The sequence below is a fragment of the Streptomyces sp. NPDC017056 genome (assembly GCF_044332485.1).
In the GTDB taxonomy this organism is placed as follows: domain Bacteria; phylum Actinomycetota; class Actinomycetes; order Streptomycetales; family Streptomycetaceae; genus Streptomyces.
Map to the genome: position 1 here is coordinate 43,942 of NZ_JBIRPD010000022.1, position 25,978 is coordinate 69,919.

A 25,978-nucleotide genomic window follows, 5' to 3' on the forward strand; every position below is an offset into this window, starting at 1 on the left:
TGGCTCTGGCTCCTCTGCGGTTTCTGGTTGTTGCTAGGCAGCGTTTGAGGCCGCCCGGCCCGCCTGTGTGTGGCGGGCCGGGCGGAGCGTTGTCTCAGGCGGTGGTGTAGGCGCCGGCTTCGATGTCCTCAACCAGGGTCGGTCCGGTGGGGTTCCAGGAGAGCATCTGACGGGTCAGGTCGCTGGATGCGGTCATGGTGGTTGCGAAGAAGCTGCCGACGGCTCCGAAGTGCGCGGTGGCGTCCTGCGGGGCGATCGAGGCCACCGGGATGCCGAGGTGCCGGCCGATGGTTTCCGCGATCACCTTGGTGGGGATGGCCTCCTCAGTGATGGCGTGCAGCCGTGTCCCGGCCGGGGCCTTCTCCATGCCGAGGCGGATGAGCCGGGCCGCATCGCCACGGTGCACCGCCGACCAGGTGGCGGAGCCGTCGCCGACGTAGCCGGAAACGCCCTGCTTACGGGCGGCAGTAACGAGGAAGTTGACGAACCCCCAGTCGCCGACGCCGTGGACGCTCGGCGCGAAGCGGACGATCACAGTTCGCACGCCCTGGGAGACGTAGTCCAGCGCGAGGTTCTCGCTGCCACCCCGGTTCGAGTCCAGGCCAACGGCCGGGGAGACGTCGGTTTCCGTGGCGGGCCGGCCCTGGACAAGGCCGGATATGGGCGCGGCGACGATGAACGGGCGGTCGGTGCCGACGAGCGCCTCGGCGAGGGTGTGCACCGAGGCGCGCTCGGAGCGGTCGGTCTCGGCCGGGTTGCCCCAGTCGTGCTTGTTGGCCATGTGGATGACCGTGTCGGCCTGTGCGGCACCCCGTCGGAGAGAGTCCAGGTCGTCCAGGTCGCCGCGGAGGACGTCGACGCCCTTCGATGCCAGCGTCTGTGCGGCCGCGTCCGATCGGGCGAGTCCGACGACCTGGTGGCCTGCAACGGTGAGCTCGTCCACGACAGCGGAGCCGATCCAGCCGGTCGCTCCAGTCACAAAAGCACGCATGTGCGTGGTCTCCTTCGTATTTCTGTACAGGGAATGAGATGCGCAAGAGTTCGAGAGAGGGGGGTTCGGGCCGGGCCGAGGTAGGAACTTTGCCGACCGGGCCCCCAATTACGGAACACTGTGCCTTGAAATTAGCAGATACGAGACACCGTGTCTACTTACCGGAGAGGGCGGTGCGGGTGGACGCCTCCCCAGCCCCGGGAGGGCGTAGCCAGGCTGACTGTTGAGCCCGTACACCTATCCCGTGGCGCCGTTTCGGCGCGCACGTGTCGCCCCGGCCACGACGAGAGCCCCGGCAATCAGGGTGAGGACGCCAGCCGTGCGCAAAGCGGTGTCCGCGCCGCTGATGAACGCCTCAGCAATAGCGTCGCGTTCGGCCGGAGCCAGGGTCAGCGCTTCCGCTACGGTGTGCGGAACTGGGCTGTGGTGGCTCAGACTTGCCGGCAGATGTTGAGTGAAGCCGGCGGTGAGGACGGTGCCGACGACGGCAACCCCCAGCGCACTCCCCAATTCTCGTGTTGCAGACTGCAGCCCACCGGCGATTCCGGCCTGTTCGACAGGCAAGCCGGCGGCGATCTCCGCGGTCAGGCACGGCCCGGCGAGCATGATGCCGAGGCCGATGACGAACAGTGCCGTCGCGTAGAGGGGATAGGGCATGGCCGAGGTGAAGGACAACCCGAACAGGCCGGCGCTCACGAGGAGAAAAGCTGCCACGAGGACCGCGGGCAGCCCGGTACGACGGATGAGTCCGGGGACGTAACGGGTGCCCAACAGGAGCGGGAGGGTCAGCGGGATAATTCCGAGGCCCGCCTGCAGGACGGTGAACCCACGACCGTACTGGAGCAGTGAGGCGTTGACGTAAAAGAGGCCGAAGCTGCCGAAGAATATGACGGTCATGCCGATGCCGGCACTGCTGAGCGAAGGGTTGCGGAACAGCCGAGGATCCAGCATGGGATGGGGCACTCGCAGCTCGACCAGAAACCAGGCAAGACCCAGCACGAGACTGCAGGCGAAGGCGACAAGGACGACAGCGCTGCCCCACCCTTGCTCGGGGCCCTCGATGATGCCGGTCAGCAGTGCGACGACGGCGGCCACGAACAGCACCGCACCGGCCGGGTCGAGACTGCGGGCGTGGCGTGCACTGAGCGGCGCGCAGGCCGCCACCCACCCCAGGCAGCAGACCGCAACAATCGCCACCGCCACGAACAGCACGCGCCAGGAGCCGATACTCAGCAGGGCGCCGCCGCCGACGTTGCCGACGACACCGCCGATGCCGGTAGCCGCCGCCCATACCGCCAGCGCGTGGGCGCGGCGCTGGGGCGCAGTGGCGTGAATGAGGACGCCGACACAGTTGGGCAGCACACACGCCGCTCCGAGACCGGTGATGGCACGCCCGACCAACATGACGGGCACGCTCGGCGCCATGGCCGAGAAGACGGCGCCGACCGCGAACACACCCAACCCCGTCAGGAGCGTTCCCTTGCGGCCGAACTTGTCACCGGCGGCGCCGGCGGGGATGACCAGACAGGCGAAGACGACAACGTAGGCATCAACGATCCACAACAGGCCGGACGACGTCGGATGCAGCGAACTCGCCGCGAGCTTCGGTACCGCAAGGTTGATTGCCGCGACGAATCCGACGACCAAAGCGGTGCACACACTCATACCGGCGAGCACCAGGCCAGGCCGTTGCGCCTGGCTGACAGGGCGTTCCACCGTGAAAGTCATTTGATCTTGTTTCCTTTTCGAATGCTCTTTGAAGGCGCGGCGAGGCCCGGGGCGAGAGCCGACTTCAAGCGGCTTGGCGCACGCGGCCTCAGGCGGCTTGGCTCGCGCAGCCTCAGACGGCTTGGCGCACACAGGGTTCAGGTGGCTTGGCGCACTCGGCCTGGCGCGCGCATGGGAAGGAATGGCCGGGGACACAACACCACAGGCGGCGACACTTTCGAGTCACCATGCCTCGCAACCGTAACACATGCGAGGCATGGTGACTCGTTATAGTGGTGTCATGGTTGAGGAACACGGCCGCAGTGGACGGCCTCGCAGCGAGCGCGCCCGAGCGGCCGTCTTGAACGCAGCCGACGACCTGCTCGTCGAGGTCGGTTACGCGGCACTGACCATGAAGGGCATCGCGGAGCGAGCCGGCGTGGGACGGCAGACCGTCTACCGGTGGTGGTCGAACAAGGCAGAGATTCTCTACGAGGCCAGCGCCATCGACGCCCAGCAGGAACTTTCGGTGCCCCTGAGCGGCGAACCGTCAACAGACCTCGCGGCCTATCTGGATGCGTTCGTGACTTTTCTCGTGAACTCCCACGCCGGAGCCGCCTACCGGGCACTCATCGGCGAGGCCCAGCACGACACTGCTGTCGCGGCCCTCCTCTCCTCCAAGGACATCCTCAGCGAGAGCGCCGCAACAGTCATCGAACCAGTACTCAACACCAGCGGCAGCGCGCTGTCGATCGAACAGGCAACGGCACTTCTCCTGGGCCCGCCCTTCTTCCACATCCTGTCGGGACGCAGCGCGAATAGCATCGACACCCATCAACTGGCCAAGGAATTCCTGCGCGGACTCACCGCTCGCTGACACCGGCCGCCTTGGCGCCCTGGCGGTATGGCTGGGGCGCTCCAGTTGCCGACGACCACCCACACATTCGTCATGCCCAGGCTCTGCCTACCGATGTCCGCGTCTACGGAGACGAACGTGACCTGCGACGGTCTACAGACGCCGCTACGTCTGCCCAAGAGCCTCAAGATCGCTCGACGCGGGGGGATCTGCCGGGTGCCCCGAACCCGTACGCGGCACCCCTGGCCTCCCCCCACCCGGTAACGCGTACGGACCTGCTATGCGGCATGCTCGGCCAGGACGCACGATCTTATCGACGCACGAGGAGACAGCTATGGTGGACTGCTTACTGGCACACGCTTTCGTCGATGACGGCGGGGAGTTCGGTAACCCCGTACTCGTAGTGATTGAACCGGACGGCGGCGGGCTCCCCCAGGACCAACGGCAGCAGTTGGCCGACCGGCTCGGCATCCCCGCAGTCGCCTTCGTCCGCTCTCCACCCGCACGACGCACGTCGATCGCCATTCACGGTTCGTACGGGCTGCCGATCCGGTTCGGGGGCCACCCTGTGCTCGGCACACTCGAAGCCCTCCACCACCTGGGGCATACGGTCGACGAGATCGTCCCAGAGGCCGGGCCGGTGGCCTGCCGGCGCGATACGGAAGGCATCTGCTGGCTGACCGCCCCCGCTGCCTGGTCCAAGCCGTGGCGCCATCTGCGGATGGCGTCCGCCGCGGAGATCGAGGCGCTGACCGAGCTGCCGGACGGGGAGGACTTCACGCAGGTCTGGGCCTGGACGGACGAGGACGCCGGCGAGGTCCGCGCGCGGCTGTGGGCCCCGCGGATCGGAAAGGGCGAGGACGAGGCGTGCGGCAGCGCATCGATGCTGCTCACCCTCCAGCACGCGCGCCCGCTGCGGGTCCTGCACGGCCAGGGCTCGGTCATACACACCTCCCCGGCCGGTGATGGGCTGGTCGAACTCGGCGGCCGGTGCGTGGTACGGACGCCCGACGAGGAGGTGACTGCCGAGGTGGAGCGTGCCTATGCACGGGTCTGAGCACTCGGGCCGGCCCCGAGCCTGAGGCGCCCCGTGCCCTTCCCTACGTGCAGTACCGCCAGGCACGGGCACGCAACTCAAGGTGCATAGTTCCTCTACGGCCATGTGCCCGAAGCGGCCACCAAACGCTCCGGGAGGAACCGCAACGTACGGATCTCATCGGCGCCGTACGGCGACTCATCAGCACGTGGGGCCTCTGCGATGACGCGTCACGAGGGGGCACCTCCAAGGTTTCGCCACCCGAAGCGAGGATCGCCCCGCCGTAGCAGCTGTGTCCGGGCAGCGTGGCTTCGTCATCACGTGCATTCGTGCGCACTTGTTTCTATGGTGAGTGGTGAGTGTGGCCGCGCGTTCGGATGGGCGGGAGGGTGTGCATGCTGTCCGTACTGCGTCATCGCACGTACCGTCGTCTGTTCACCGCTCAGGTGGTCGCGCTGGTCGGGACCGGGCTTGCGACGGTGGCTCTGAGCCTGCTCGCCTACGACATCGCCGGCCCGGCCGCCGGTTCGGTACTGGGTACGGCCCTGGCGATCAAGATGGCGGCGTACGTCGGACTCGCGCCGGTCATCAGCGCGCTCGCGCACCGGCTGCCACCCCGACCGCTGCTGGTGGGCGCCGACCTGATCCGCGCGTCGGTGGCGTGCGGCCTGCCATTCATCACGGATGTCTGGCAAATCTACGTCCTGATTTTCGCGCTACAGGCAGCCTCGGCCAGCTTCACGCCCACCTTCCAAACCCTGATCCCCGAGGTATTGCCCGCCGAGGAGGACTACATCCAGGCCCTGTCGCTCTCACGCCTGGCGTACGACCTGGAAATGCTCTGCTCCCCGGTTCTGGCCGCCGCGCTGCTGTCCTGGATCACCTACGACTGGCTCTTCACAGGCACTGCGGCCGGCTTCCTCGCCTCCGCCGCCCTGGTCTTGTCGGCTGCCCTCCCCACGGCCTCCCGAGGCCCGGCGTACGACGGCCTGGCGAGCGGCGATCCAGGGTTCCTGCGTCGGGCCACCCAAGGGACTCGGTTGTTCCTGACCACCCCGCGCCTGCGCGCCCTGCTCGCGCTGACCCTGGCGGTGGCCGCGGGCGGCGCGATGGTGATGGTCAACACGATCGTCTACGTACGCGACCACCTAAGCCGCGCCACCTCGGACGTACCGCTGGCCCTGAGTGCCTACGGCGCCGGCTCCATCCTCACTGCCCTCCTGTTACCCCGCCTCCTCACCCGTACCAGTGACCGTGCGCTGATGCTGCCCGCCGCCTTCACCTCCGCGGGCCTGCTCCTCGCCCTGGCCGCCGCCACCCGGTTCGCGCCCGGCGGCTGGGCATGGCCGGCACTGCTGACTGCCTGGGCCGCCTTCGGCGCCACGGAGTCTCTGATCACGACCCCCACCGGCCGCCTGGTGCGCCGCTCGGCCGCCCCCGACACCCTCAACGCCGCCTTCGCCGCCCAGTTCTCCCTCTCCCACGGCTGCTGGCTTCTGACTTACCCGCTCGCCGGATCACTCGGCACCATCGCCGGCCTGCCCGTTGCCGCCCTCGCCCTTGGCGCGGTGGCTCTTGGGGCAGCACTCGCCGGCTGGCGCCTGTGGCCCGCCGCAGACCCCCAGCGCCTCACCCACGTCCACACCGCCCTGGACCACGGACACCCACACCTGATCGGCGCCCACCGGGCAGGCGAAGGATGGCGGCACGCACACGACTACGTCATCGACGACCTGCATCACCGCTGACCGGCGCGGGTTGCCCCCGACTGAACTCCCCTCGTACCGGGGCGGGCAAGTCGGGGACGTCTACCATGTGCGCATGAGCACACGCGTGCACGCCGCAACTGCGCACCCCGCGCAACAACAGGACGACGAGCGGCTGCAGACTGCCGCGGCCGTACTGGCGCTGCTCGCCGACCGTACCCGGTTGGCCCTTCTCCAACAGCTCACCGAGGGCGAGGCAGACGTCGCCACCCTGACCGCCCGAAGCGGTGCCGCCCGCCCCTCGGTCAGCCAGCACCTGGCCAAACTCCGCCTGGCCGGACTGGTCGCCACCCGCAAAGACGGCCGCCGCGTCGTCTACCGCCTCCAGCACGGCCACCTCAAACGCCTGGTCGCCGAGGCACTCAGCGTCGCCGACCACCAAATCAAACATCTACCTCCGCACGACTGATCAGGGGGCAGCGGAGTCTGCACCTACCGAATCGGACGTCGTCGCTGGGGCCAGCAGGAGTTCGGGGCCCGCCTATCAACTCCCCCTGGCCTACGGCAGGCCCAGCTCGGCTGCCGGGTCGATGTCCCCCACGCCAGTCACGCCAGCTCCTCCCCTCGCCGCCCAGCCAGCACGTACAGTCATCCCGTAAAGGTCATGACGTCCCGGTGCAGGTGGGACTGGTCGGCGTAGCCGCTCTCCGCTGCGACCGAGCCGGGGCTGAGACACGCGGCGAGGCGGTGGGCCGCGGGGTCGAAGCGGACCAGTTGCGCTGCGCACCTGGGTGTGAGGCCGATCTGGTAGCGGAGCCGTGCCCACAGCCGCTTGCGGCTCCATCCGACCTCCGCTGCCAACGGCTCCACGCGGATCTGCCCCTCGGCTGATCTTCATTTGCAGCCAGGCGTAGGCGTCTTCCGGGTCAACGGGTTTGTGTGGCGCCCCGGCCCCAGAGCGCGTCGAGGGCGACCATCTCTCCGCCCGGCTCCAGAGAGGCGCCCAGTACCGCATGCGCGATCACTGGTGACAACCGTATCTGCAGGCATTCGGTGTTCGGCCGCGCACGCGAACGCTGCCGGGCACGAGGCCGAAGACGCCGCCGCGCTGCTGTCGGCCACGGACGCTGTCGATGATCAGCCCGTCCCTCAAGCCGACGGCCAGTGTGACAGCCGGGTAGGGGATCACCTGGAGGTCAGGGAATCCGTGCTGCGATCGCGGAATCCGTCCATGACGACCCGACGACCCCCGGCAGCCGGCCGGGTCATGTCCAAGTGTTGATGTCCCACCTCGCGGCAACCTCAGCAGTTCCCCCGGCAGATCGCGTAGTTTCAGGCTACGGGTCAACTCCTCTGGATTCACGAGTCGACGCGACATTCGTACAAGACGCGCCCTCGTCCGGGCGGCAACACTGACGTTCCGCCAACTACCCAGGAAGGGACTGCTTGTGACACGCTACTCGATCGACCCGTTCACATCGGCCGTCGAGCTCGCCGTGGCCATTCGCCGCAAGGAGGTGAGCCCAGTCGAGGTGGCCGACAGCTACCTGGAACGGATGGATGAGCTGGATCCCCAGCTCAACGCGTTCTGCCACCGTGCCGACCACGACGTCCGCATAGCCGCAGCAGCGGCGGCCGACGCGGTAGTACGCGCCGCGTCGCCCGACGACCTGCCGCCGTTCCACGGCGTGCCACTCCCGGTAAAGGACTACCTGGACGTGGCCGGTTGGCCCACAACCTACGGAAGTGCCGGCGCCGACCCGACACCGGTCGCGGCGTCGGACCCGGTGGTTCGCCGATTCACGGACGCAGGCTTCGTACTGCTCGGGAAAACCACCCTCTCCGAGTTCGGCTCCGTGTCGTTCACCGAAAGCGGGGCTCTCGGTATTACCCGCAACCCGTGGGACCGGACCGCTCGCCGGGCGGTTCTTCGAGCGGTGCGGGCGCCGCAGTCGCGTCCGGCATGGCGCCGATCGCGCATGCCGCCGACGGTGGCGGCTCGATCCGGGTCCCCGCGTCGTGCAACGGTCTCGTCGGGCTCAAGCCCACCCGCGGCCTGGTCCCGGACGCGACCGTCGGCTGTGAGGGCATGGCCACCAGCGGTGTGCTCACCCGTACGGTGGCCGACTCGGCGGCCGCCCTGGACGTACTTGCCCGTCATGATCCCGCTGCGTGGTGGTCACCGCCGGCCCCGCGACGCCCGTTCGCGGACGCGCTCACGACGGCCCCGCCGACCGGGTTGCGGATTGGAGTGCTCGTCAAGCCTCCGATCGCTAGCATGGGCGTGGACCCGGCGTGTCTGGCGGCAGTCGACACGACTTTACGGGCTCTGGAAGCCGCGGGCCATCACGTTGTCGATGTGCCCCTACCGCTGCCGCCGACAGACGAGTTGATCTCTGCGTTCACGACGATCTGGAACGTCGCCGCCGCGGGCTTTCCGCTGGCCGACCCGAGCCGCGTGGAGCCGCACAATCGGGCTCTGCGCGAGGCGGCACGCGCCGTCGACTCCTGGGCCTATGCGGAGGCTCTGCAACGCACCCAGCGCCTGTCGCGGCGCGTCGTCGAAGCATTCGTCGACAGTTTTGATCTACTCGTCACGCCCACGATGGCGTGCCTGCCCCCGCCCATCGGTTTCTGGCGCACGGACAGCGGCGACGACCCGCTGACGCCCCTGCGGAAGAGCTATCCGCTGGCCGTATTCACCTCGCTGTTTAACGTGACCGGCCAGCCGGCGGTTTCACTGCCTGTCCACCACGATGCCGCCACCGGTCTGCCCGTCGGCGTCCAACTCGTCGCCGGGCCCTGGCGCGAGGACCTGCTGCTGCAGGTGTCGCGCACGCTCGAACACGAACTGCCCTGGGTAAACCGCCGACCGGCCGTCAGCTGACACATTCAAGGACTTCGGCAGGGGCATGCGCGCCCGCAGGCCTGGCCTTGCACCGTACGACTCACGGCCGCGGGCCGCACCACGACTCATGCACGCCCACGACAGACCCACCAGCGAGCCCAGCCCAGAACAGGCTGCTCGCAGAAGGGAAGTTCCGGCATGACCGTTACTCCGATCGATCTCTACGCTTCCTGCATCCGTCTTCGGCAAGGCGGCGAGGCCCGCGCCGAGCAGCCGGTCTTCGCCCCTGAGCGGGACGGCTGGCAGGTGATGACCTTCCATGTGGAGACCGACGCCGACGTCCACGGCGACCACTGGGAAGTCCACACCGCCGCGGACGAAGTCGTCTCCTGCCTCACCGGCGGGATACGCCTCTGCTTGCGCCCGCAGCAGCCGGGAGACGAAGAGGAACAGATCAAGCTGACCGCCGGGACAGCAGTTGTTGTGCCGCGCGGGCGATGGCACCGCATCGTCCTGGGCGCCCCCAGCGACATCATGTCCGTCACCGTGCAGCGCGGCAGCCGCCTGGAGAAGCGGACCGAAGCCTGACGAACTCGACGGACGGACCAGAGCGATCAGCAGGCTCGGGCGCGGATGGCTCTGGCCCGGGTGGCGGTTGGGATCAAGCAGTGAGGGCGCAGTCCCGCTGGTTGGTGCTGGGGTAGAGGCGTTGATGTTCGCGGACTGTGCGGAACGTCCAGCCGTCTTCGAAGTCGCCGTTCATGATCAGTGTTGCGCGGACTTGAAGGGCAACTTCGGCCCCGTGGAGCCCCCAGCGTGCGCCGGCGATACCGAGGCGGTCACAGACTTGTTTGAGGTGGCCGGTCAGTTAGCCAGCAGACCTCGACGGCTTCCCTCCTGGCGGCCACCAGGCCGATACGGCCGGTTCGGCTCAGGCCGCCGGGCGGCGGCCCCACGCGGAAATCATCGGCGAGATTGCCAGTCGAGACCGCCCGCGGCAACGTTGGCCAGGTGACGGTCAATCTCTTCGTCAGTGGCCAGCCCCGCAGCAACGAGCCTGTCGCGGACCTGGTGGACGGTGGCTTTCTCCAGCACGGTGCAGGCGGGCGAGCTGATCGGGAAGTAGGCATCGGCCTCGACGTCAACCAACCCTGCCTCGCGAAGCAACCGCGGCAGCTTGCGCCCATACGACAGGTCCGCGCCACGCTGCCGCAGCAACTCGCGAAAGCCGCTGCGCAGCCTGTTGGCCAGCTCTTGCTCAGCCCCGCACTCGTCGGGGCAAATCAGCGGCTGCAACGCGGGGTCGCCATCCTCCAGCACCAGCCACCCACCGGGGCGAAGCGCTTCGACCATGGACCGCAAAGCCTTGTCGCGGTCGGCGACGTGGACCAGCACGAGCCGGGCATGGATCAGGTCGAACGGCCCTCCGGTCGGCGGCGCATCGGTGGCCACATCGTGGCGCAGCACCTCGAAGCCTGCCCCCTTTCGCATCCAGGAGGTGTCGATGTCGGTGGCCACCACGTGCCCGGCTGGGCCGACACGCTCAGCCAGCCAGGCCGGAACGGTGGGGCCTCCGGCGCCGACCTCCCAACACCGCCATCCACCCCCGACCCCGACCGTATCGAAGTGCCGGAACGTCGACGGGTCGAACAGCTCCGACAGCGCGGTGAACCGCTCCCCCGCCTCGGCCTGCCGATTGTCCAGAAGGTACCCCTCGCCAGCAGTCTCTCGCGTGCCCCGTGTCATGGCCCGATCATCGCACCCGCCCGCAACACCGCGCACGCATCGCGCATGCCCCGCGGCCAGGCGAAGGCTCGACACCTGCGATAGCCCGACACCCGCGATAGGGCCCCTTCGGGGCTTCGGCGCGAACTGAACACCCCCGCCGTCGCCCGACTCGTGAGGAATCCCCGTCAGGCCATAGCTGGGCCTCCCGCCTTCCGAAAGCTGCGGGCCACGCATCTGCATGGCGCATTACTGACGCGATCCGTGGCCGCTCGGCATCCGAATGACCCCGGTTTCGCCGCGAAGAGTCCTTATGTTGTGGTGATGCGCTTCTCGAACCAGTGGTGGGCGTACGGCTCGTTGTTGAAGGCTGTGACCTGCTGAAAGCCGTAGGAGCGGTACAGGCTGATCGCGCCGCTGAGAGCTTTGTTGGTGTCCAAGCGGAGTACGCCACAGCCGTGACGGGCGGCCCGCCCCTCCAGGTCGGCCAGCAGTCGGCGACCGAGGCCGAGCCTTCGAGTGTGGGGAGCCACCCACATGCGTTTGATCTCGGCCGCTGCACCGGCCGGCAGCTTCAGACCAGCGCAACCAACGGGCTCGCCGTGCAGCCGGGCAACCAGGAACAGACCGCTCGGCGGTCGGAGTTCGCCCGCGTCAGGCAACAGGCTCTGAGCAGGGTCGAAACCGGACTCGAACCGCTCGTGCAGCTCGGCGAAGTACGACCTCAGACAGTACTGAGCGTCGGGGTGCGCCGGGTCTACGACGTCCAGCGCGACCGTCGTGGCGGTCAGCAGCCGGTCGACCTCGGCCATGGCCGCGACGAGCCGGGCACGTTGGGCGGTGTTAAGCGGCTCCAACAGAGAGCTGGCCAACTCGTCACTGCGATCGTCAAGCATCGCGTGCTCCACGCGTCCCGCATCCGTGAGCCGGACGGTGCGCACCCGTCGGTCCTGAGGGTGAGGTTCCACCGTTACCAGGCCGTCGGCTTCCAGGGAGCGGAGCAGCCGGCTCACGTAACCGGAGTCCAGACCCAGGCGCTCACGCAACTGCCGTACGTCCTGGCCCTGCGCCCCGACCTCCCACAGAAGCCTGGCCTCGCCGATGGGCCGGTCGCGGCCGAGGTAGCGGTCGTGGAGCACTCCCACGCGTTCGGTGACGGTGCGGTTGAACTGCCGCACTTGACTGATCTGCACAGCATCCATTCTCTGACTTTAGTCAAGTAACGAGTGCTGCGGCTAGGGCTCCGGATTCGCAACGGCGGGCCACTCACTTCCGATACCGCACCTAATCCCCCTGCACCACTGCATACCCAGGTAGGGACGGCCATCGCACCGTCAAGACCACGGACTCCTCCCCCGCTGTCCATGAATGGTCGATCCCACGCCCCACACCACATAATCACCCTGCTCTTCCAGCAGAACACTGCGGTCGGGAAGCTCAACGCGAAAGCGTCCCTTGATGAGTACTAGAAGAGCCGTTCGTTGCTCGCCTGTCACCCATTGACTTCGCTCATCGCCTCGCGGATGGACACCCCACTTGATCTCTACCGTCCCGCTGTAGCGAGGATCGTCAGCATCCTTGAAATGCCCGAGCAACCACCCCTTGTCCAGCACCGCATCTTTGCCCGCATTGCCTACATAGACGCCGTCGTTCATGTCCTCGGACGCTAGCAACTGCCGGCGGAAGGCGAGTCACCGCCTTCGCGACGGGCGACGGGCGACGGCGTAGAGACTGTGTCACCAAGGCCCAAACGGGTGTGTCTGGCCTGGGGAGGCTGCCTCGGCACTGACTGCTCAAGGCTCTTTCACCCTCACGTTGGTATCCGGTCTTCCGGTCGCGACGCGGGCGTACCAGCCCGGCGCGCTTCCATGCGCGTAGCGTCGCGGGCCGGATGCCGAGCTTGTCTGCCAGTGACCCGATGAACATGCCGTCGGGTCCGGTAAGCACCTCGGGCTCGGACGCTCCGGCGGGCGGCCCCACATCACGGATGGCGCTCTCCACGGCTTGCAGGGTTTGCTGGTCGTTGAGGAGCTGTGCGTGGCTTTCGTCGTTGAGATCGTGTTCATCAAGAAGGTCCCGCAAAGTTCGTACCAAGGCTCGGCGCCCTGTCTTGCCGGTCGGCAGCCGGGCGTCACAGGCCGTCGAAAACGGACCGCAACCGCGAGCAGCAAGTCTGCGTCGATCGCCCCGGTCTTTCGCGCCGCCTTTGCCCTGCCAACGGAGGGAAGTTGAGTATGTGTACTCATGCGCTCAGCCCTCGCCTTCTCGAAAGGTGGGGGCGGAGGTGCGGGATGAAGGAGGCCGTGAGGGCTTCGTTGTGCAGAGTTCGCAGGCGGTGCATTCAGGCAGGTGGGTTGCTGCTGGCATTCGCCCTGGTGGGGCTGACTGCGGCGTGCTCGCGCGAGCCTTCGGAGGAGAAGCTGCGGGCGCAGGCCACCTCGCCCGTAGCGAACTCTCGTAGGGAGGTGGAGGAGCAGAAGATACGCACCCTGATCGAGCGACTGACCGCTGTGGAGGGCCTGGAGCACGTGCTCACGCGCTTCGCTGACTCCTGTGCCAAGCCCTACAACGGGTCGGTGTTCGAGAGCAACCGGTCACCGTACGCCCTGACGTGCAGCATGCAGGCTGACGTCTATTTCGGCGTCCGGGGAGACATCACCGACGTTCTGCCCCGCGTCCGCGCAGCCAACATCGCGGCCTGGGGTTTGCAGGACGATGAGGGGCACGACCTGCCGCACGCGGCCGGCACCATAACGTACGCGCTCACCTACCATCGTGATCACGGACGGTTCCCGGACGGCAGCCTGATGTCCGAACCGCAACTCGAAGCCCCAGGGCTGCGGATGGACTGGGACCGGCCGGATCTGCCACTCCACTACCGGATCGAAGATCCCACGCCGTGTCCCGAGGCCGGATCCGACGGAATCTACCAACGCTGCTCGACCGTCCCGAAGACCGCGATGAGCATGACGGCCGCGCGAGCCCGCTATGGAACTGTCCTGTCCCTCAGCTTCGACCACTGGGGCTCGACCGCGTACCACTACTTCACGGTGCCCCGCCGCAAGTGACCTGCCGGACTCGTTTGACTACCACCGACCAGGCAGTACGGGGCCGCGGCCCGCGATGGAGGGCGACAGCCTCGGGCGCTGCGCGGTGCCGCTACGATCATTCACTCATGGATATGAGCGCAGAAGAGATGATCGCCATCCCGCCCGGGCGGGTAACACTGTCCGACCGGCGGACGAAACACAGCTGGTCCGTTGATCTGGAGCCCTACGAACTCGCGGCGTTTCCGGTGACCCAGGCACTGTACGCGCAGGTCACCGGGCAGCAGCCGAGCACCGCCCGGGGAGACACACTGCCTGTCGAGAGCGTTTCTTGGTGGGATGCGGTCCGCTTCTGCAATGCCCTTTCCCAACGTGACGGGTACGCGCCCGCATACCACCGCACTGCCGACGACGAAGGTATCGAGTGGGATGCATCCGCCGACGGTTACCGGCTGCCGACCGAAGCCGAGTGGGAACATGCCTGCCATGCCGGTACGACCGGAGCGCACTACGGGGCGCTCGACGAGATCGCTTGGTATCGAGGCAACTCGCACGAGCGAATCCACGCTGTGGGCGGCAAGCGCCCCAATCCGTGGGGCCTCCACGACATGCTCGGCAACAGCTGGGACTGGTGCTGGGACATCTACGATGCCGAGGTCTACGGTGACTACAGAGTGCTGCGCGGCGGTGGCTGGTTCGACGAGCACTGGAGCTGCCGGGCTTCCGCGCGGCGCCGCAGTCACCCGACGTTCCAAGTCGACGACGTGGGTTTCCGCATCGCACGTTCCCTTGAGGCTGCCTAGAACGGGAGTGGGACTAGGTAGTTGAGGCGTTGCCTCCCGCTGGCCGGGAGACAACGTCTCATGACTACCCTTTAGGTGCAGCGCATAACGCCTCAAGCCGTAACGTGGGTATGCGCGCCCTCGGCTTCGGGTATCAGCCGAGGTATTCCACCTTCACCGGCGCGGTGTTGTTCTCCTGATTGGGGTCGATCTCCGGATCGGACGTAGCGGAGATGCTTCCCTGGGCACCCTCTACGCGCTTGTCGATACGGGCCCGCAGCCAGGAACTGCCGTCGAGACGTCCGGCGCAGTGCACCAAGCCATTTCCCTGCTCGGCGTACCAGCAGTAGGAGATTTCGCTCGGGTGGTCTCCGAGCTTCACCGGCACCAAGCTGACGCCTTCGGGCAACTGCAGCCGCAGCACGCCTCCATCGTAATTCCGCGGGGAGGGCACCTGCGTTTCGACCACCTGGCCGACCTTGCCCTTGATGGCGAATCCGATGGCCTGTACGTCGTTGATCTGGTTCGTGCTGAACGTGAGGTTGCTGCTGGACATCTCCGCCTTCCAAGACGGTGACGAAATGAAATCGTCCCCGCTGCCGTCAACAGGACGCAAGCCCAGCGGCCCCCCGGTGCCGCGCGGTGCCGAGGCGGGCAACAGCGTGTTGTTGAGGGGGTCGTGCGCCCGGAGCACGGAGTAGAAGACCTTGCCGTACATCGCCGTCTTGTCGACCACGGCCGTCAACGACCCGTCGGTCTCGTACGCCGCCCCGGCCGGCAGCGGACCGGGCAGCTCGCACAGCGCCTTGGTGGGAGATACGGCCTTGTCGTAGCGGCAATTGCTGTACTGCCTGCGCAGCGTCGCTTCCTCCGTCGACAGCAAAACGAAGAAGCTGTCGTCGATCGCCGTGTCGCCCTTGTTGCCGAAAGCGGGCGTCAGCCGCAATGCGGAGCCGGGCTCTACCCCGGCCAGCGGCTGGTTCTGCCGTGCGGTCAGGACCGGCGCCCCCATGACGATGTGGGTGGTGTGCCGGATGGTGGGAGCGTTGGCGCTGGTCACGGTAATGTTCATGTCCCCGGCGGGGCCCAGCGTCGCACCCGGCTCCGGCGTCAGGCGGAACGGGGTGAAAAGCGCACCCGAGTCGATGTCTCCCAGCGCGCAGGTCATCAGGGAGCCCGAGCGTTTGCAGCCGTAACCCGTGTTCTCCCAGACGACGCGCACCTTGCCCTTGAAGGCGGCAAGGTCGATATTCACCTTGACGTTCTTGACCGTCAACGGCTCACCGTCGGCTGAATGTCCGGTCGCCTTGAGGCTGACCTGATACTCGGTTGGACCTGCGTCGGGAGCCGACGCTTGATACTTCGGTATGTAGTACGTGTTCATCATGTGCTCGGCCTGCAACTGCGCACTCGTGGCCTGCTGTGCCCCGCCGCCGACGGCGGCCACCGGCGTAGTGCCACCGACCGCCACCACCGTGCCCAGCGCCAACAGCAGAGCCGCCGCCCCGGCCCCGACCAGGCGCTGCCCCCGCGTACTTGCCATAGTTCCCTTCATACGTGATCGGACTGGCAGGGATGCCAAATGGTTGTAACAGTTGTACTTTCTGTCAGGGGTAGTCGGCGTCTGAGGGGGGACGCAGGGCGAGTAGTACCTGTGCCAGGCCAGACCAGGCCAGGTGATGTTCCATCCGCGAGTCTCTGTCAGTCCGACGGAGCCACGTCGGCCCGGCCTTTAACCGACGACTGCCTGTGAGTACCGAGGTGGGCCACTTGCACGAGGGACCGGCTCCCTGGCTGCCCGCCTCCAGCGCAGTGTTATGTCGAGGACGTGTCCGGATCGGCGCTCACCGAGCAGGGCCCTCACCGAGCAGGCTGGAGGCTCTGAACAATGGGCCTCCTCTTCGAGATGCCCCGCGAGCCATCAGGCTGAGCGCCAAGGTCCGCCAGTCGTGGCTCTTGAAGGGTTGGCGCCAGACCTACCGGCAGGGGTGCGTTCCCCTATGTGTCAGGAGTATGTGCCAGGAGTGTGACTGCACCGACATCGGCTACAGGACCGAATCCGACGCAGAAGCGGAGGCCCACCATGACCGACACACACGAGCAGCCGCGCTCAGAGGTATGGAAGACCGCGCTCACTGTGCTGCAGGAGGTCGCCCCGCCCGTCATTCCGGAGGGCGCGCACGTGATGACTGTCCAGATCGAGTACCCGTCTGGCGACCCGGGTACCCCGCCGCACCGCCACTCCGGTCCGGCCTTCGGGTACGTACTGGAGGGTGAGATGCGCTTCGAGTTGGAAGGCGAACCGCAGCGCATCGTCCGAACCGGGGAGACGTTCTGGGAGCCTGGCGGGGACGTCATTCACTACCAGGACGGCAACGCCCGCACCGACGCTCCCCTGCGCTTTCTCGTCACCATGCACTGCGTGCCGGGACAGCCCATGCTCGTCCTGGTCGACGACGATGAGCTCAAGCGGCGCGCGCATCTGCGTGCGCCCCGGCCGACCTGACGCGTTCTCGCCGATAGATCAGCAAGTGTGGGCATCAAACCGCCATGGGAGCTGTCGCAGCGATCGAAGCAAGGAGTGCGCAACGTGAAGATCGTGGTCATCGGAGGAACCGGCCTCATCGGCAGGAAAGTGGTCGCCAATCTCAACGACCTTGGGCATGAGGCGGCGCCGGCCGCACCCAGCACGGGCGTAGACACCCTTACCGGCGAAGGTCTCGCCACCGCGCTGGCCGGAGCCCGGGTGGTCGTGGACGTGACAAACTCCCCCTCCTTCGAGGAGGAGGCGGTACTGAATTTTTTCACCACATCCACACGCAACCTGCTGGCCGCCGAAGAAGCGGCGGGGGTGACGCACCACCTGGCACTGTCTATCGTCGGCATCGACGGGCTGCCCGACAACGGATACTTCCAGGCGAAAGTGGCTCAGGAGCGCCTGGTCAGACAAGGGCCGATCCCCTACTCGATCGTCCGGGCAACGCAGTTCTTCGAGTTCGTCAAAGGCATCGCCGACACCGCCACCGACGGCGACACCGTGCGCGTCCCGCCCGTATTTTTCCAGCCGATGGCGGCCGACGATGTGGCCGAAGCGGTAGCCAGAACGGCTGCGGAGGCACCGCTGGGAGGCATCACGGAGGTGGCTGGACCTCAGTTGTTCCGCTTCGACGAACTCCTCGCCGAGGCGTTGCGCGCGTGGAAAGACCCACGCACGGTCGTCGCCGACCCGCACGCCCTCTACTTCGGCTCCGAGCTGACGGAGCGCAGCCTCGTCCCCGACGAGGGCCGCGCCCGACTGGCCGCTACCCGCTTCGACGACTGGCTGCTCCACTCTGCTTGAGCAGTGGCAGCACCTACTTGCGCAGGGCATCGGCCAAGCGCAGCGGAGGTGTTTGGTCCCCGTGGCGTCGGCTCGAAGGCACGGTCTTGCGGCCTGGCACCCTTGCGGCGCCGGGCGTAATGGAGCCCTGGCGTACCTGGGCCTGCCATACGTGACGATGCTTGCGAATTCGCAAGGCGCGGTAACCGCTGCCCGGGGTCATCTCATGCGGGCCTTTGGGGTTCGCATCGTGCCATTGGGCTACCAGTCCGGGTTCGATCTCCTGTGCCGAGGACTGCGCAAGCACGCACTTCGAGCAGCCGTACTTCACCCGCTGCGCGACCCGCTGACGCATTTTATGGCCCAGGGGACAGTGCCACCAGCGCGAGTGGCTCGAACCGGGCACGATATCGAGCGGGGTGTCGGGGTTGTTGGCGCAGTCCCGGCCTCGGGCGATGCCCGGGCACGGGACTGCGAATTTGTTGTCGGTCCCGGCCTTCTTGTTGGCGCGCTCCCGGCAACCTCGCCCACCCAATCGGGACGCGGGCGAGGCCAGTCAACGGTGCCCCGTGGTCTGCGCGGCCCCGTGCCACGCTCGCTCTGAGTGGCCTTTGCACAGGCAGGACAGTCGGTGCCCCGGCTGGCGCGCTGCGCTACGGAGCACTCCCAGCGGTGTTGGCGCGTGCGGCAGATCCAGGTGGCGCGCTGCTGGCTCCCTACCTTCACCTATCCGAGCGTGAAAGGGGGGTCCGGGGCACGCTCCGCAACAAGCTAGCTTCGGGTACAGGTCGGTGCACGTCTCTCCGGGGCCAGGCATGGAGAGGTACAGCTCAGTTCTGCATGAGGGGACAGCCGGGCTGGTCCTGGTGCGAGCGGGTCCCGTTGGAGACGACGGCAGACCAGGTACGTCCGCACCTGCTACACGTCCACCGCAGGCGGCGCCTTGAGTGCGCGCTCACCTGCACTGCGGCCAGGCCCTCGTCGAGTTCCGGAACAAGCTCCGCGGCAATCCTGGGAAAGGAGCAACCACTGCGTCGGACGCGGTTGAAGACGGTCATCTCGAAGTCTCGGCCACACTCGGGGCACTGGGACCAGGCACGATACGCCGAGCCACGCCCCACCTGGCGGGCGGTGATCTCGGTGGGCTACCGGCTGGCCCCAGAGGGCCGGTTCCTGGCTGGCCTGGACGACGACGCCTGTGCCGTACCGAGTTGGACGGCTGAGCAGGCAGCCGAACTCGGCGTCGAAGCCCCGCCACGCCACACGCAGCCCCGGCTCCGAATTCGGCGCCATCCTGCGCTGTGCCCTGCCACATGAGGTGGCCGGCCCGGACGAGGCTGCGGGGGGCAGGGTGTTGAGCCTCACTGCGCAGCTGTCAGGTGTAGACGAGGCGGACGACGGTGACCGTCAGTACCGTGGCACTGACGTAGTAGCGGACCACCACACCGCTGACGACGGCCTCGCGCCGGTCCTCGTCGGCTTTGACGGCGGTGGAACCGTGCCCGTACGAGTCGGCGGCCAGGCGCTGCATCCCGGCGTCGAAGGCGACCCGTAACGCGTGTGGCATGGCGCGGCAGGCCTGGTCGGCGGGCGGGGCGTACTGGAGTCGGTAGTGGCTCACGCCACCTCCGAACCGGGTGTGCCGGCGTCGGTGGCACCGATGTCCTCGTCGCGGGCCAGGCGCTCGAAAAGCTCCTCGTCCTCTTTTTCGGCGTTGGTGCCGGCCAAGGCCCAGCGCACCAAAGCGGTGGGGAGCTCGGTGGCGGCGACGTGCTCGATGTCGCGGTCGAACTGGGCGGCCCGGTCGTCGTCCAAGCGGGCGCGGATGGCCGCGATGGTGCCGGGCAGCTCCACGATCTCACCGTCGATGACGGTCTTGAGGGTGGCGTCCACAGTAGGCCTCCTTCCAGCCCAGTACGGTACGCCGCCACCCCAGGCCAAGGCCCGTCTTCGCGGAAGGTTCATCTCCCGGGGCCGCTTCGGGGCCTCTGGACGACCACCCGCTACGAACGACCGGCGAGTGGGAGTGCTGGTTATGTAGAGCCCTCGACACCGCGGGCTCGGCACCCCGGGAAGGAAGGTTCGGATGTGGGGTCGTGCTCTACAGGGGTGTTGCCTGCGGGTGGTGGGGCGGGGAGGACGATGCCGTAGCCGGAAGTGCAGGCAGAGCCCGCCGATGGTCGCATCGGGGGCTCTGTCAGCTGGCCCGTCCGGGCGGCGGTGCCGCCCGGCGAGCATTCCGTACCCCGTGAGCTACGGGGTGGTGAACAGCCACCACGAGGTCGTGCCGTTCTGTGCGCAGAAGAACGACTGCCACTGGCCCGCCTGCTGCCCCTGGTTTCCGGCAACCCAGCAGACTTCATAGCTCGCATAAGGGCCGTAGACCGCAGTAGGGGCGGCAACCATTGCCCGGTGGGCGGGCTCGGACGCCCGTGGCGCGGCCGTCGCTGCCGACGGCAGGGCGAACCCCATGCAGGTCAGCGTGGCTACACAGGCGACTCGCAACATCTTCTTCACCATGGACGCTCCCCCTCGATGTTCTTGCGGTGGAGGCGACCCTAGCCCGCTCGACCCCAGCCCCACGATCACCCACAGTGATGATCCGAAGGGCGCCTGTTTGGAACGGGCCGGAGCCTTCCGCTCGCTGGTGCTGCCGCTGTTACGCAAGGACGGCGCACGCCCGGGGTGCCGGGCGCCGGAGGGCGACTCAGAGTTCGCGCCGGAAGGTTACCCGGTCCAACGAGGGGCCGTCGTAGTCGGCGATCGGGGCGGAGGGGGTGAAGCCAAGGGCGCTGTGGAAGGCGATGGAGCGGTCGTTCTGGGGTGAGGTGATCGCCTTGACGACCGTCCGGCCGTTCGCGCGCGCCATGTCGAAGAACCGGTCGTACAGGAAGCGGCCCAAGCCGCTGCGCCGCCACGCGGGGGCAACTCCGGTGAAGTGAATGTACGCCTCCTCCGGGACGGACGGGGAAAGGAAGCCTATGACGAAGCCCGCCAGCTCGCCGTCGCGCTCGGCTATCAGGCTGGTGTCGTAGAAGTGGTTCACGAACACTCGGGTCAGGTCGCGGGAGGCAGCGCGGCCCCACCAGTCGTCGACCACCGCGACGAGGGAGTCGAAGTCCTGCGGTACAGCCGCGCGCGTGGTGAAGGGTTCCAATGTGCGGACCTGTGGCGCGCCGAGTTTCTTACGAAAGGCCACCCGTTCCTGGCCTGGTCCGTCGTAGTCACTGTGTGTCGGCAGGCCGTCAATTTCCCGGTCCCCCGCATCCAGCTCGAAGCCCATGGCACGGTGAAAAGCGATGGATCCGGTGTTCTGCGGCGAGGTGATGGCACGCACCTCGCTGCGGCCGGCCGCTGCGGCGCGTTCGAAGAAGGCGGTGTAAAGGCGGCGGGCCACTCCCTGCTTGCGCAGCTTCGGGTCCACTCCGACGAAGTGGATATACGCTTCGTGCGGGTGGTCGGCGGAGTGGAAGCCCACGAGGAACGCGCGGATCCCCGTTTCGTCCTCCAACACCAGGCTGGTGCTCGCGAAGTGTTGCAGGAACAGCCGTGGCAGCAGCAGCGATAGCTCGCGCGCCTGTTCCGGGGTCCGGGAGTCGCCCCACCACTGTTGTATGCACTCCACGAGCGTGGGGTAGTCGGCTGTACGGGCCCGGCGTACGTCGTGCATGTCCTGCCTCTCAGTCGGTATAGGTGTCGGTGACGGGGGTGGCGGTGGTATCGGTGTTGGTAGTGGCGTGGTCGGTGCGTTTCCATCTCACGGGGCTTATGTGAGGGCTACCTACCCTCATCCCTGATTTCCAGCGCCTCTCGCGCCAAGCCGATGAACGTGACGTAGGCTTCCCGGAACTGTCGGTAGGCATCGTCATAGTCGCGCCGCCGGTCGGGACTGCCGTCACCGATGAGTGCCTTGAGCAGAGGTTGCAGGTGACGCGCCAGTTGTCGCACCCGCTCCGCCTCGGCGGAGACTTCGGCAGGGCCGTCGAGCCGGACCTCGTGGTTCGCCCTGTTCATGTCCCCGACGGCCGGGCCGATGTCCTCGTACATCCGCGTCAGGATCCGGTCCTTGCTTTCACGGTCGCGCGCCGCGTCGGCCTCAAGGATCTGCCAGGTGACGACATTGAACGCGTGAACGCAGTTCATCATCTCCCGGTAGGCGGACCGGCGTCGGTCACGTTGTTCACGAAGAGCCTGTGCAGTTGCGGCTGTTCGGGCCTGGGCCAGCCCTGCGCGCAAGGTCGCCCGTCCGGTGAGATAGCTGGATGCGAGCGCGGTCAGCGCGGTCAGTATGCCGACCCACAGTGCACTGTTAGCCATGATCCCGGAGTCTGTCAGCCGGGAGCCCGTGGAACCAGCCTGTGAGTCGGTCGCCGTCCCGGCCGCCTCGTGGGCTTCCTGCGCGCTGCTCACGACCTGCGTTCGGGCTGCCTCCGGGCTGTCCCGGGCAGGGGCCCTGAGGACATGGCCGTCGCGGATGAGTACATCTACGGATGGCCCGCCGGCAGCCATGAGCAGCAGGATGGCTTCATGACTGGACACGAGAGTCACCGCCAAGGCCCCACGGGGACCGCCCGCGACCACCGCGCCGCAGAGAACGTAATAAAAGCTGTTCTTCTTGTGGTGGGCGTCGCGGTTGCGGCCGTGGTGCTCTACATGGTCTTCTTTGTCGGCACCTTCGCGATAGCCAGCTGACCAGTTGACCGGCCGGGCAGTTGACTGGTCGGACAGCCGGCCGGCCATCGCGCCGTTTCTAGTTTCTCAGCGCGTATTGAACCTTACGCTCTTGAAGACGACGCTACGCGGTGACACCTGTCCGGGAGCGAGGCGGCGGCTCTTTCCTTTGCAGCCTTTTCGGGTGTAGACGGTGAGCGGACGGTTCGTCTCGTTGCGTGGTGCGCGGGCCTCCTGGTTCATGGCGAGGCACCTCTTGTCCGGTGGGTTCTCTACGGAGTAGGTCTGCCGATCGGGGCCTTCCCACACGAATTGGCCGCTGGAGGCCACCGCCGCGCTCTGAGGCAGCGCAAGGGCGAGGAGTAGCCCGCAGAGGGCTGTGGCACGGGACGGACGCATCACGAATCCTTTGTGTCGACGGCGCGCTATTCGGGGAAACTGCCCATGCGCTTAACGACAACCGCCGGTATACGACACGCGTGATCACCACGAACACCGGGCTCTGGCGGCAACGGCCCGTACAAAGTTGCCTGCAACGGCCCGTACAAGAGCGCCCTTCACCATCCGTACGGGAAAGCACTCGGGCCGGAAATCAGCGGGACAGCGGTACGGTGATTTCCTTCAGCCAGGCGCGGCGGGCGAAGTCGCGGGCCTTGATGACGACCGCGTCCTGGTGCACCTCGACCTGTAGTCCTTGGTTGAAGGCTCCTCCTACGGCGACTTCGCCGCCCTTGCCGTCGTCCCGGTAACCCGTCTGGATCGCGCCCGTGTTGACCACGGTGAACCCGTTGAGATTCGCGGTGCCCGGCACGACGCGGCGCACCACCCAGTCGGAGAGTTCCAGGTCCCAGTGGGTGTGGCCGGAGAAGAGGAAGACGTCGGGGTGCCGGCCGAGCAGACTCAAGAGGCGGTCGGCCTGGAGGTAGTCGCCGGCGTAGAGCTTGTTGCGGGTGCCGGAGACCGTGTTGGGGAGGGGGTGGTGGGTGATCACCATGACCGGCTTGCGGCGGCGTGACCAGTACCAGAGGCGGTTCTCCAGCCAGGTGAACTGCGCCTCGCTGATCCAGACCTCGTCCCAGAGCTTGGCGTCGTGGTAGTGCGCGTACCGCTCGGTGCCGAGGGTGAGGACCGGGATGCCGCCGAAGGAGGTCTCCGCGTGGACCGTGCCGCGCTTGGCGAAGCGGTAGAAGCTGCGGAAGAGTGAATCCTCGGTGGTGTTGTTGGGCCAGGTGTCTTGCGACAGCGTGTCGGGGTTACGCCACTTCGGCACGTAGAACTCGTGGTTGCCGATCGCCCAGGCCACGTCGCGCGGGTGGGAGTGGCGTTCCAGTTCCGTGCTGACCTGCGCGTATTCGGCGTCGTAGCCGCGCGGTGTGATGTCGCCCGCGACGGCGAGCCCGGCGCTGTGCGGGTTGACGGCCGCCATGTCGTCCAGGGCCCGGCCGAAGTCGCGCAGGTCTCCTTGGATGTCGCTGATGACGTTGAACCGTACGGTATCCCGGCCGCGCCCCCGCCCCAGGGCCCCGGCCGGGGTGGCGTGGGCCTGCGAGGAGCCGGCGGTGGCTGCCAAAGCGCCTCCGCCGGCGGCGAGCAGGGATCTGCGGTCCATGTGCGACTCCGTGTCCGTGAGGCGTATGGGCTGTCGCTGTGCAGTTGGCACAGTGCCCTTGGTGAACATCACCTGCGCCGGGTGCACTCAGTCCTACGTCGAGTGGGCACGTGCATGTGCAAGGTGTGAACAGACGCGTGGAGGAGGACGGGAAGCAGCACGGGAAGTAGTACGGGGAGACGGCAACCTGCCGGTTGGGCGCGCGCCTTGGGCGGGAGTCGATGTTGCGGCCGCGCGGGCGGTGTGCGCCCTTTCGTCGGGCTGGACGGCCCGGTGGCGTCCTGCCTATACGGTCCAGGGCGGCACAGTTTTGTCGGCGCTGCCGGGAACAGACGCGGATGCGCCCGGCGTGGCGGCGACGATGGCGGCGAAGCCTTCCTGTGGGTCGGCGCTGACGCGCCGTGGCACCGCGGCAGGCATGACGAGGGTGTCCCCCGGTTCCACGAGGAGTTGCTCGTCGTCGAGTTCGACGGTTGCGCGGCCGCCCACAACGGTCCACACCTGCTCGGCGTCGAAGGTGTGGAGCGGTCCCCTGGCACCGGGCTGCATGTCGACGCGCCATACGGCGTGCCCGGCGCCGCCCAGGGTCGGCGAGGCGAGTGTGGTCATGACGGCGTTGGGTGTTTCGGTACGGCGACTCTCGGCGCGGCGGATGACAGGCATCGCGGGAACCCCTAAACTCGACAACGTGGTTGTCGAGATAGTGAACCTGGTTGTCCATCATGTCAAGTGACCCCTCCCCCGGATTCGAGCTGCCACTGCGCCTGTTCCTGGCCTTCCGCACGCTCATCGACGACCTCCACGACGAACTGGCACGTCAAGGACATGCCGACGTCCGACCGATGCACGGCTTCGTCTTCCAGGCGATCGGCCCGGCCGGCACCACCGCCGCCGAGCTCGGCCGCCGGCTCGGCGTGTCCAAACAAGCCGCCGGCAAGACGATCGACGCACTGGAGCGCCTCGGCTATGTGGAGCGCGGCACGGATCCGCGTGACGCGCGGCGCAAGACCGTACGGCTCACGGATCGCGGCACGGATTGCCTGGACCGGTCGGCGCGCATCTTCGACCGCCTGCGGGCCAACTGGGCCGAAGTTCTCGGCGAGGACCGCCTTCGCGCTCTGGAGGGCGACCTTCGCAAGATGACCTCCGCCGAGCCGTTCCTGCTTGACGTGCCGGGCTGGTTCGGCGGCTCTTAGCGGGCCGGACGGGGATCGCGCATTTGAGGCGCGGATATATGTCGGCCCGCCGAATTCGCCTTGCCGCGAGCTGGTTTCGCCTCCATGCGAGCCGGTTTCAGGGGGCGTCGCTTCTTCTCGTCCGAGGCTCCCCCAACGGGTCGCATAAAAACACCGACCAGTCGGATAAACCGCCCCATGCATCAATACACCCATATGCTAATTAAATTAACACTTCCCACAAGCCCTCAATAAATGGACATGGATGGCGAATCAGCGTAACTTCGGTTCAAATCCACTTCCGCCTGCCCTCTCCTACAAAAGGTGCGGGCGCCAACCGAAGGATCGGACGAATGGTCAACGAACCCGTCCGTAGGACACCGGCCTCGCCGGGCGACACCCGCCGCAGTCCCGCACACCGGCACCGGCTTTGGCCGGACGGCCCGGCGACGGCTTACGGGGCCGTCTCCCCCGCGTACGGCCCAGCGGCCGACGGCACGCCCTTC

26 protein-coding genes and 5 pseudogenes are annotated in these 25,978 nt (G+C 67.3%); 12 read left to right on the top strand and 19 right to left on the bottom strand.

All coding sequences use genetic code 11. The features are described from left to right. Positions 1-94 precede the first annotated feature (94 nt). A complete protein-coding gene (locus ACH4OW_RS31900) occupies positions 95-991 on the bottom strand; it encodes an SDR family oxidoreductase (protein WP_398031302.1) in 897 nt (298 codons plus the stop codon). A gap of 237 nt (positions 992-1,228) precedes the next feature. Beyond that, on the bottom strand, positions 1,229-2,719 hold the full coding sequence (locus tag ACH4OW_RS31905; protein ID WP_398031303.1) for an MFS transporter: 1,491 nt from the start codon (positions 2,717-2,719) through the stop codon (positions 1,229-1,231). Positions 2,720-2,999: 280 nt separating this feature from the next. On the opposite strand from ACH4OW_RS31905, the gene ACH4OW_RS31910 reads away from it, so the two are divergent. From ACH4OW_RS31910 to ACH4OW_RS31925, 4 genes are all read left to right on the top strand, one after another. Then, entirely contained in the window at positions 3,000-3,575 is a 576-nt protein-coding gene (locus ACH4OW_RS31910) for a TetR/AcrR family transcriptional regulator (RefSeq protein ID WP_360134045.1), read from the top strand. 313 nt (positions 3,576-3,888) lie between these two features. Beyond that, positions 3,889-4,611, top strand: coding sequence for a PhzF family phenazine biosynthesis protein (locus ACH4OW_RS31915; protein ID WP_398031305.1), 723 nt, complete (start codon positions 3,889-3,891; stop codon positions 4,609-4,611). 374 nt (positions 4,612-4,985) lie between these two features. Beyond that, positions 4,986-6,338 carry an MFS transporter gene (locus ACH4OW_RS31920; protein ID WP_398031307.1) on the top strand — a complete coding sequence of 451 codons (1,353 nt, stop codon included), beginning with the start codon at positions 4,986-4,988 and terminating at the stop codon, positions 6,336-6,338. Between the two features lie 73 nt (positions 6,339-6,411). Then, complete coding sequence (locus ACH4OW_RS31925; RefSeq protein ID WP_398031309.1) at positions 6,412-6,765, top strand: ArsR/SmtB family transcription factor; 354 nt, start codon at positions 6,412-6,414, stop codon at positions 6,763-6,765. 179 nt (positions 6,766-6,944) lie between these two features. On the opposite strand, the gene ACH4OW_RS31930 is transcribed toward ACH4OW_RS31925, so the two are convergent. Continuing rightward, a complete protein-coding gene (locus tag ACH4OW_RS31930) occupies positions 6,945-7,166 on the bottom strand; it encodes a helix-turn-helix domain-containing protein (RefSeq protein ID WP_398031310.1) in 222 nt (73 codons plus the stop codon). A 686-nt stretch (positions 7,167-7,852) separates the two neighbouring features. Between ACH4OW_RS31930 and ACH4OW_RS31935 the strand changes: the two are divergent. Together ACH4OW_RS31935 and ACH4OW_RS31940 are read left to right on the top strand one after the other, a co-directional pair. After that, positions 7,853-9,183: pseudogene (locus tag ACH4OW_RS31935) on the top strand (amidase). 159 nt (positions 9,184-9,342) lie between these two features. Next, on the top strand, positions 9,343-9,732 hold the full coding sequence (locus ACH4OW_RS31940; RefSeq protein ID WP_398031312.1) for a cupin: 390 nt from the start codon (positions 9,343-9,345) through the stop codon (positions 9,730-9,732). Between the two features lie 73 nt (positions 9,733-9,805). On the opposite strand, the pseudogene ACH4OW_RS31945 reads toward ACH4OW_RS31940, so the two are convergent. The 5 genes and pseudogenes from ACH4OW_RS31945 to ACH4OW_RS31965 all read right to left on the bottom strand — a co-directional run. Beyond that, a pseudogene (locus ACH4OW_RS31945) lies at positions 9,806-10,055 on the bottom strand (ISKra4 family transposase); the annotation flags it as partial. A gap of 20 nt (positions 10,056-10,075) precedes the next feature. Then, positions 10,076-10,890: pseudogene (locus ACH4OW_RS31950) on the bottom strand (methyltransferase domain-containing protein). A gap of 290 nt (positions 10,891-11,180) precedes the next feature. Continuing rightward, entirely contained in the window at positions 11,181-12,071 is an 891-nt protein-coding gene (locus ACH4OW_RS31955) for a GNAT family N-acetyltransferase (RefSeq protein WP_398031313.1), read from the bottom strand. Between the two features lie 82 nt (positions 12,072-12,153). Beyond that, positions 12,154-12,524, bottom strand: a pseudogene (locus ACH4OW_RS31960) (signal peptidase I). Then, positions 12,439-12,795 carry a MerR family DNA-binding transcriptional regulator gene (locus ACH4OW_RS31965; protein WP_398031426.1) on the bottom strand — a complete coding sequence of 119 codons (357 nt, stop codon included), beginning with the start codon at positions 12,793-12,795 and terminating at the stop codon, positions 12,439-12,441. Before ACH4OW_RS31965 ends, ACH4OW_RS31960 begins: the two are co-directional and overlap by 86 nt. A 111-nt stretch (positions 12,796-12,906) precedes the next feature. Between ACH4OW_RS31965 and ACH4OW_RS31970 the strand changes: the two genes are divergently transcribed. The 3 genes from ACH4OW_RS31970 (at position 12,907) to ACH4OW_RS31980 (ending at position 14,719) form a co-directional block, all read left to right on the top strand. Continuing rightward, the gene (locus tag ACH4OW_RS31970) at positions 12,907-13,101 is read left to right on the top strand and encodes a hypothetical protein (RefSeq protein WP_398031435.1); all 195 of its coding nucleotides are present in this window, start codon (positions 12,907-12,909) and stop codon (positions 13,099-13,101) included. Positions 13,102-13,223: 122 nt separating this feature from the next. Then, positions 13,224-13,937: a hypothetical protein gene (locus ACH4OW_RS31975; RefSeq protein ID WP_398031314.1), complete on the top strand. Its 714-nt coding sequence runs from the start codon at positions 13,224-13,226 to the stop codon at positions 13,935-13,937. A 107-nt stretch (positions 13,938-14,044) separates the two neighbouring features. After that, positions 14,045-14,719 carry a formylglycine-generating enzyme family protein gene (locus ACH4OW_RS31980; protein WP_398031315.1) on the top strand — a complete coding sequence of 225 codons (675 nt, stop codon included), beginning with the start codon at positions 14,045-14,047 and terminating at the stop codon, positions 14,717-14,719. A gap of 133 nt (positions 14,720-14,852) precedes the next feature. On the opposite strand, the gene ACH4OW_RS31985 is transcribed toward ACH4OW_RS31980, so the two are convergent. After that, positions 14,853-16,241, bottom strand: a complete 1,389-nt coding sequence (locus ACH4OW_RS31985; protein WP_398031316.1) for a hypothetical protein — start codon at positions 16,239-16,241, stop codon at positions 14,853-14,855. A 540-nt stretch (positions 16,242-16,781) separates the two neighbouring features. Here ACH4OW_RS31985 and ACH4OW_RS31990 point away from each other — a divergent pair. Beyond that, a complete protein-coding gene (locus ACH4OW_RS31990; RefSeq protein WP_398031317.1) occupies positions 16,782-17,204 on the top strand; it encodes a cupin domain-containing protein in 423 nt (140 codons plus the stop codon). 84 nt (positions 17,205-17,288) lie between these two features. Continuing rightward, on the top strand, positions 17,289-18,038 hold the full coding sequence (locus ACH4OW_RS31995) for an SDR family oxidoreductase (RefSeq protein ID WP_398031318.1): 750 nt from the start codon (positions 17,289-17,291) through the stop codon (positions 18,036-18,038). A 13-nt stretch (positions 18,039-18,051) separates the two neighbouring features. On the opposite strand, the gene ACH4OW_RS32000 is transcribed toward ACH4OW_RS31995, so the two are convergent. From ACH4OW_RS32000 to ACH4OW_RS32045, 10 genes and pseudogenes are all read right to left on the bottom strand, one after another. Beyond that, positions 18,052-18,552, bottom strand: a complete 501-nt coding sequence (locus ACH4OW_RS32000; protein WP_398031319.1) for a zinc-ribbon domain-containing protein — start codon at positions 18,550-18,552, stop codon at positions 18,052-18,054. A gap of 92 nt (positions 18,553-18,644) precedes the next feature. Continuing rightward, positions 18,645-18,743 (bottom strand): annotated as a pseudogene (locus ACH4OW_RS32005) (zinc-ribbon domain-containing protein); the annotation flags it as partial. Between the two features lie 104 nt (positions 18,744-18,847). After that, complete coding sequence (locus ACH4OW_RS32010; protein WP_398031320.1) at positions 18,848-19,138, bottom strand: zinc-ribbon domain-containing protein; 291 nt, start codon at positions 19,136-19,138, stop codon at positions 18,848-18,850. A 254-nt stretch (positions 19,139-19,392) separates the two neighbouring features. Continuing rightward, positions 19,393-19,584, bottom strand: coding sequence for a hypothetical protein (locus ACH4OW_RS32015; protein WP_360134155.1), 192 nt, complete (start codon positions 19,582-19,584; stop codon positions 19,393-19,395). A 50-nt stretch (positions 19,585-19,634) separates the two neighbouring features. Further along, positions 19,635-19,910: a hypothetical protein gene (locus tag ACH4OW_RS32020; RefSeq protein WP_398031321.1), complete on the bottom strand. Its 276-nt coding sequence runs from the start codon at positions 19,908-19,910 to the stop codon at positions 19,635-19,637. Between the two features lie 360 nt (positions 19,911-20,270). Then, on the bottom strand, positions 20,271-20,537 hold the full coding sequence (locus ACH4OW_RS32025; RefSeq protein ID WP_360133999.1) for a hypothetical protein: 267 nt from the start codon (positions 20,535-20,537) through the stop codon (positions 20,271-20,273). A gap of 187 nt (positions 20,538-20,724) precedes the next feature. Continuing rightward, on the bottom strand, positions 20,725-21,687 hold the full coding sequence (locus ACH4OW_RS32030; protein WP_398031323.1) for a GNAT family N-acetyltransferase: 963 nt from the start codon (positions 21,685-21,687) through the stop codon (positions 20,725-20,727). A gap of 107 nt (positions 21,688-21,794) precedes the next feature. Next, the gene (locus ACH4OW_RS32035) at positions 21,795-22,757 is read right to left on the bottom strand and encodes a hypothetical protein (protein WP_398031324.1); all 963 of its coding nucleotides are present in this window, start codon (positions 22,755-22,757) and stop codon (positions 21,795-21,797) included. Positions 22,758-23,280: 523 nt separating this feature from the next. After that, on the bottom strand, positions 23,281-24,297 hold the full coding sequence (locus ACH4OW_RS32040) for a metallophosphoesterase family protein (RefSeq protein WP_398031326.1): 1,017 nt from the start codon (positions 24,295-24,297) through the stop codon (positions 23,281-23,283). Positions 24,298-24,582: 285 nt separating this feature from the next. Continuing rightward, a complete protein-coding gene (locus tag ACH4OW_RS32045; protein WP_398031327.1) occupies positions 24,583-24,906 on the bottom strand; it encodes a cupin domain-containing protein in 324 nt (107 codons plus the stop codon). A 113-nt stretch (positions 24,907-25,019) separates the two neighbouring features. Between ACH4OW_RS32045 and ACH4OW_RS32050 the strand changes: the two genes are divergently transcribed. Next, positions 25,020-25,493 (top strand): MarR family winged helix-turn-helix transcriptional regulator, encoded by a 474-nt coding sequence (locus tag ACH4OW_RS32050; RefSeq protein WP_398031329.1) that lies wholly within the window; start codon positions 25,020-25,022, stop codon positions 25,491-25,493. Positions 25,494-25,978 lie beyond the last annotated feature (485 nt).

Coding starts and splice junctions, on each gene's coding strand:
- ACH4OW_RS31900 (WP_398031302.1), bottom strand. CDS start 991: ATGCGTGCTTTTGTGACTGGAGCGACCGGCTGGATCGGCTCCGCTGTC.
- ACH4OW_RS31905 (WP_398031303.1), bottom strand. CDS start 2,719: ATGACTTTCACGGTGGAACGCCCTGTCAGCCAGGCGCAACGGCCTGGC.
- ACH4OW_RS31910 (WP_360134045.1), top strand. CDS start 3,000: ATGGTTGAGGAACACGGCCGCAGTGGACGGCCTCGCAGCGAGCGCGCC.
- ACH4OW_RS31915 (WP_398031305.1), top strand. CDS start 3,889: ATGGTGGACTGCTTACTGGCACACGCTTTCGTCGATGACGGCGGGGAG.
- ACH4OW_RS31920 (WP_398031307.1), top strand. CDS start 4,986: ATGCTGTCCGTACTGCGTCATCGCACGTACCGTCGTCTGTTCACCGCT.
- ACH4OW_RS31925 (WP_398031309.1), top strand. CDS start 6,412: ATGAGCACACGCGTGCACGCCGCAACTGCGCACCCCGCGCAACAACAG.
- ACH4OW_RS31940 (WP_398031312.1), top strand. CDS start 9,343: ATGACCGTTACTCCGATCGATCTCTACGCTTCCTGCATCCGTCTTCGG.
- ACH4OW_RS31955 (WP_398031313.1), bottom strand. CDS start 12,071: ATGGATGCTGTGCAGATCAGTCAAGTGCGGCAGTTCAACCGCACCGTC.
- ACH4OW_RS31965 (WP_398031426.1), bottom strand. CDS start 12,795: ATGTTCATCGGGTCACTGGCAGACAAGCTCGGCATCCGGCCCGCGACG.
- ACH4OW_RS31980 (WP_398031315.1), top strand. CDS start 14,045: ATGGATATGAGCGCAGAAGAGATGATCGCCATCCCGCCCGGGCGGGTA.
- ACH4OW_RS31985 (WP_398031316.1), bottom strand. CDS start 16,241: ATGGCAAGTACGCGGGGGCAGCGCCTGGTCGGGGCCGGGGCGGCGGCT.
- ACH4OW_RS31990 (WP_398031317.1), top strand. CDS start 16,782: ATGACCGACACACACGAGCAGCCGCGCTCAGAGGTATGGAAGACCGCG.
- ACH4OW_RS32015 (WP_360134155.1), bottom strand. CDS start 19,584: ATGCCACACGCGTTACGGGTCGCCTTCGACGCCGGGATGCAGCGCCTG.
- ACH4OW_RS32025 (WP_360133999.1), bottom strand. CDS start 20,537: ATGGTGAAGAAGATGTTGCGAGTCGCCTGTGTAGCCACGCTGACCTGC.
- ACH4OW_RS32030 (WP_398031323.1), bottom strand. CDS start 21,687: ATGCACGACGTACGCCGGGCCCGTACAGCCGACTACCCCACGCTCGTG.
- ACH4OW_RS32035 (WP_398031324.1), bottom strand. CDS start 22,757: ATGGCCGGCCGGCTGTCCGACCAGTCAACTGCCCGGCCGGTCAACTGG.
- ACH4OW_RS32040 (WP_398031326.1), bottom strand. CDS start 24,297: ATGGACCGCAGATCCCTGCTCGCCGCCGGCGGAGGCGCTTTGGCAGCC.
- ACH4OW_RS32045 (WP_398031327.1), bottom strand. CDS start 24,906: ATGACCACACTCGCCTCGCCGACCCTGGGCGGCGCCGGGCACGCCGTA.
- ACH4OW_RS32050 (WP_398031329.1), top strand. CDS start 25,020: ATGTCAAGTGACCCCTCCCCCGGATTCGAGCTGCCACTGCGCCTGTTC.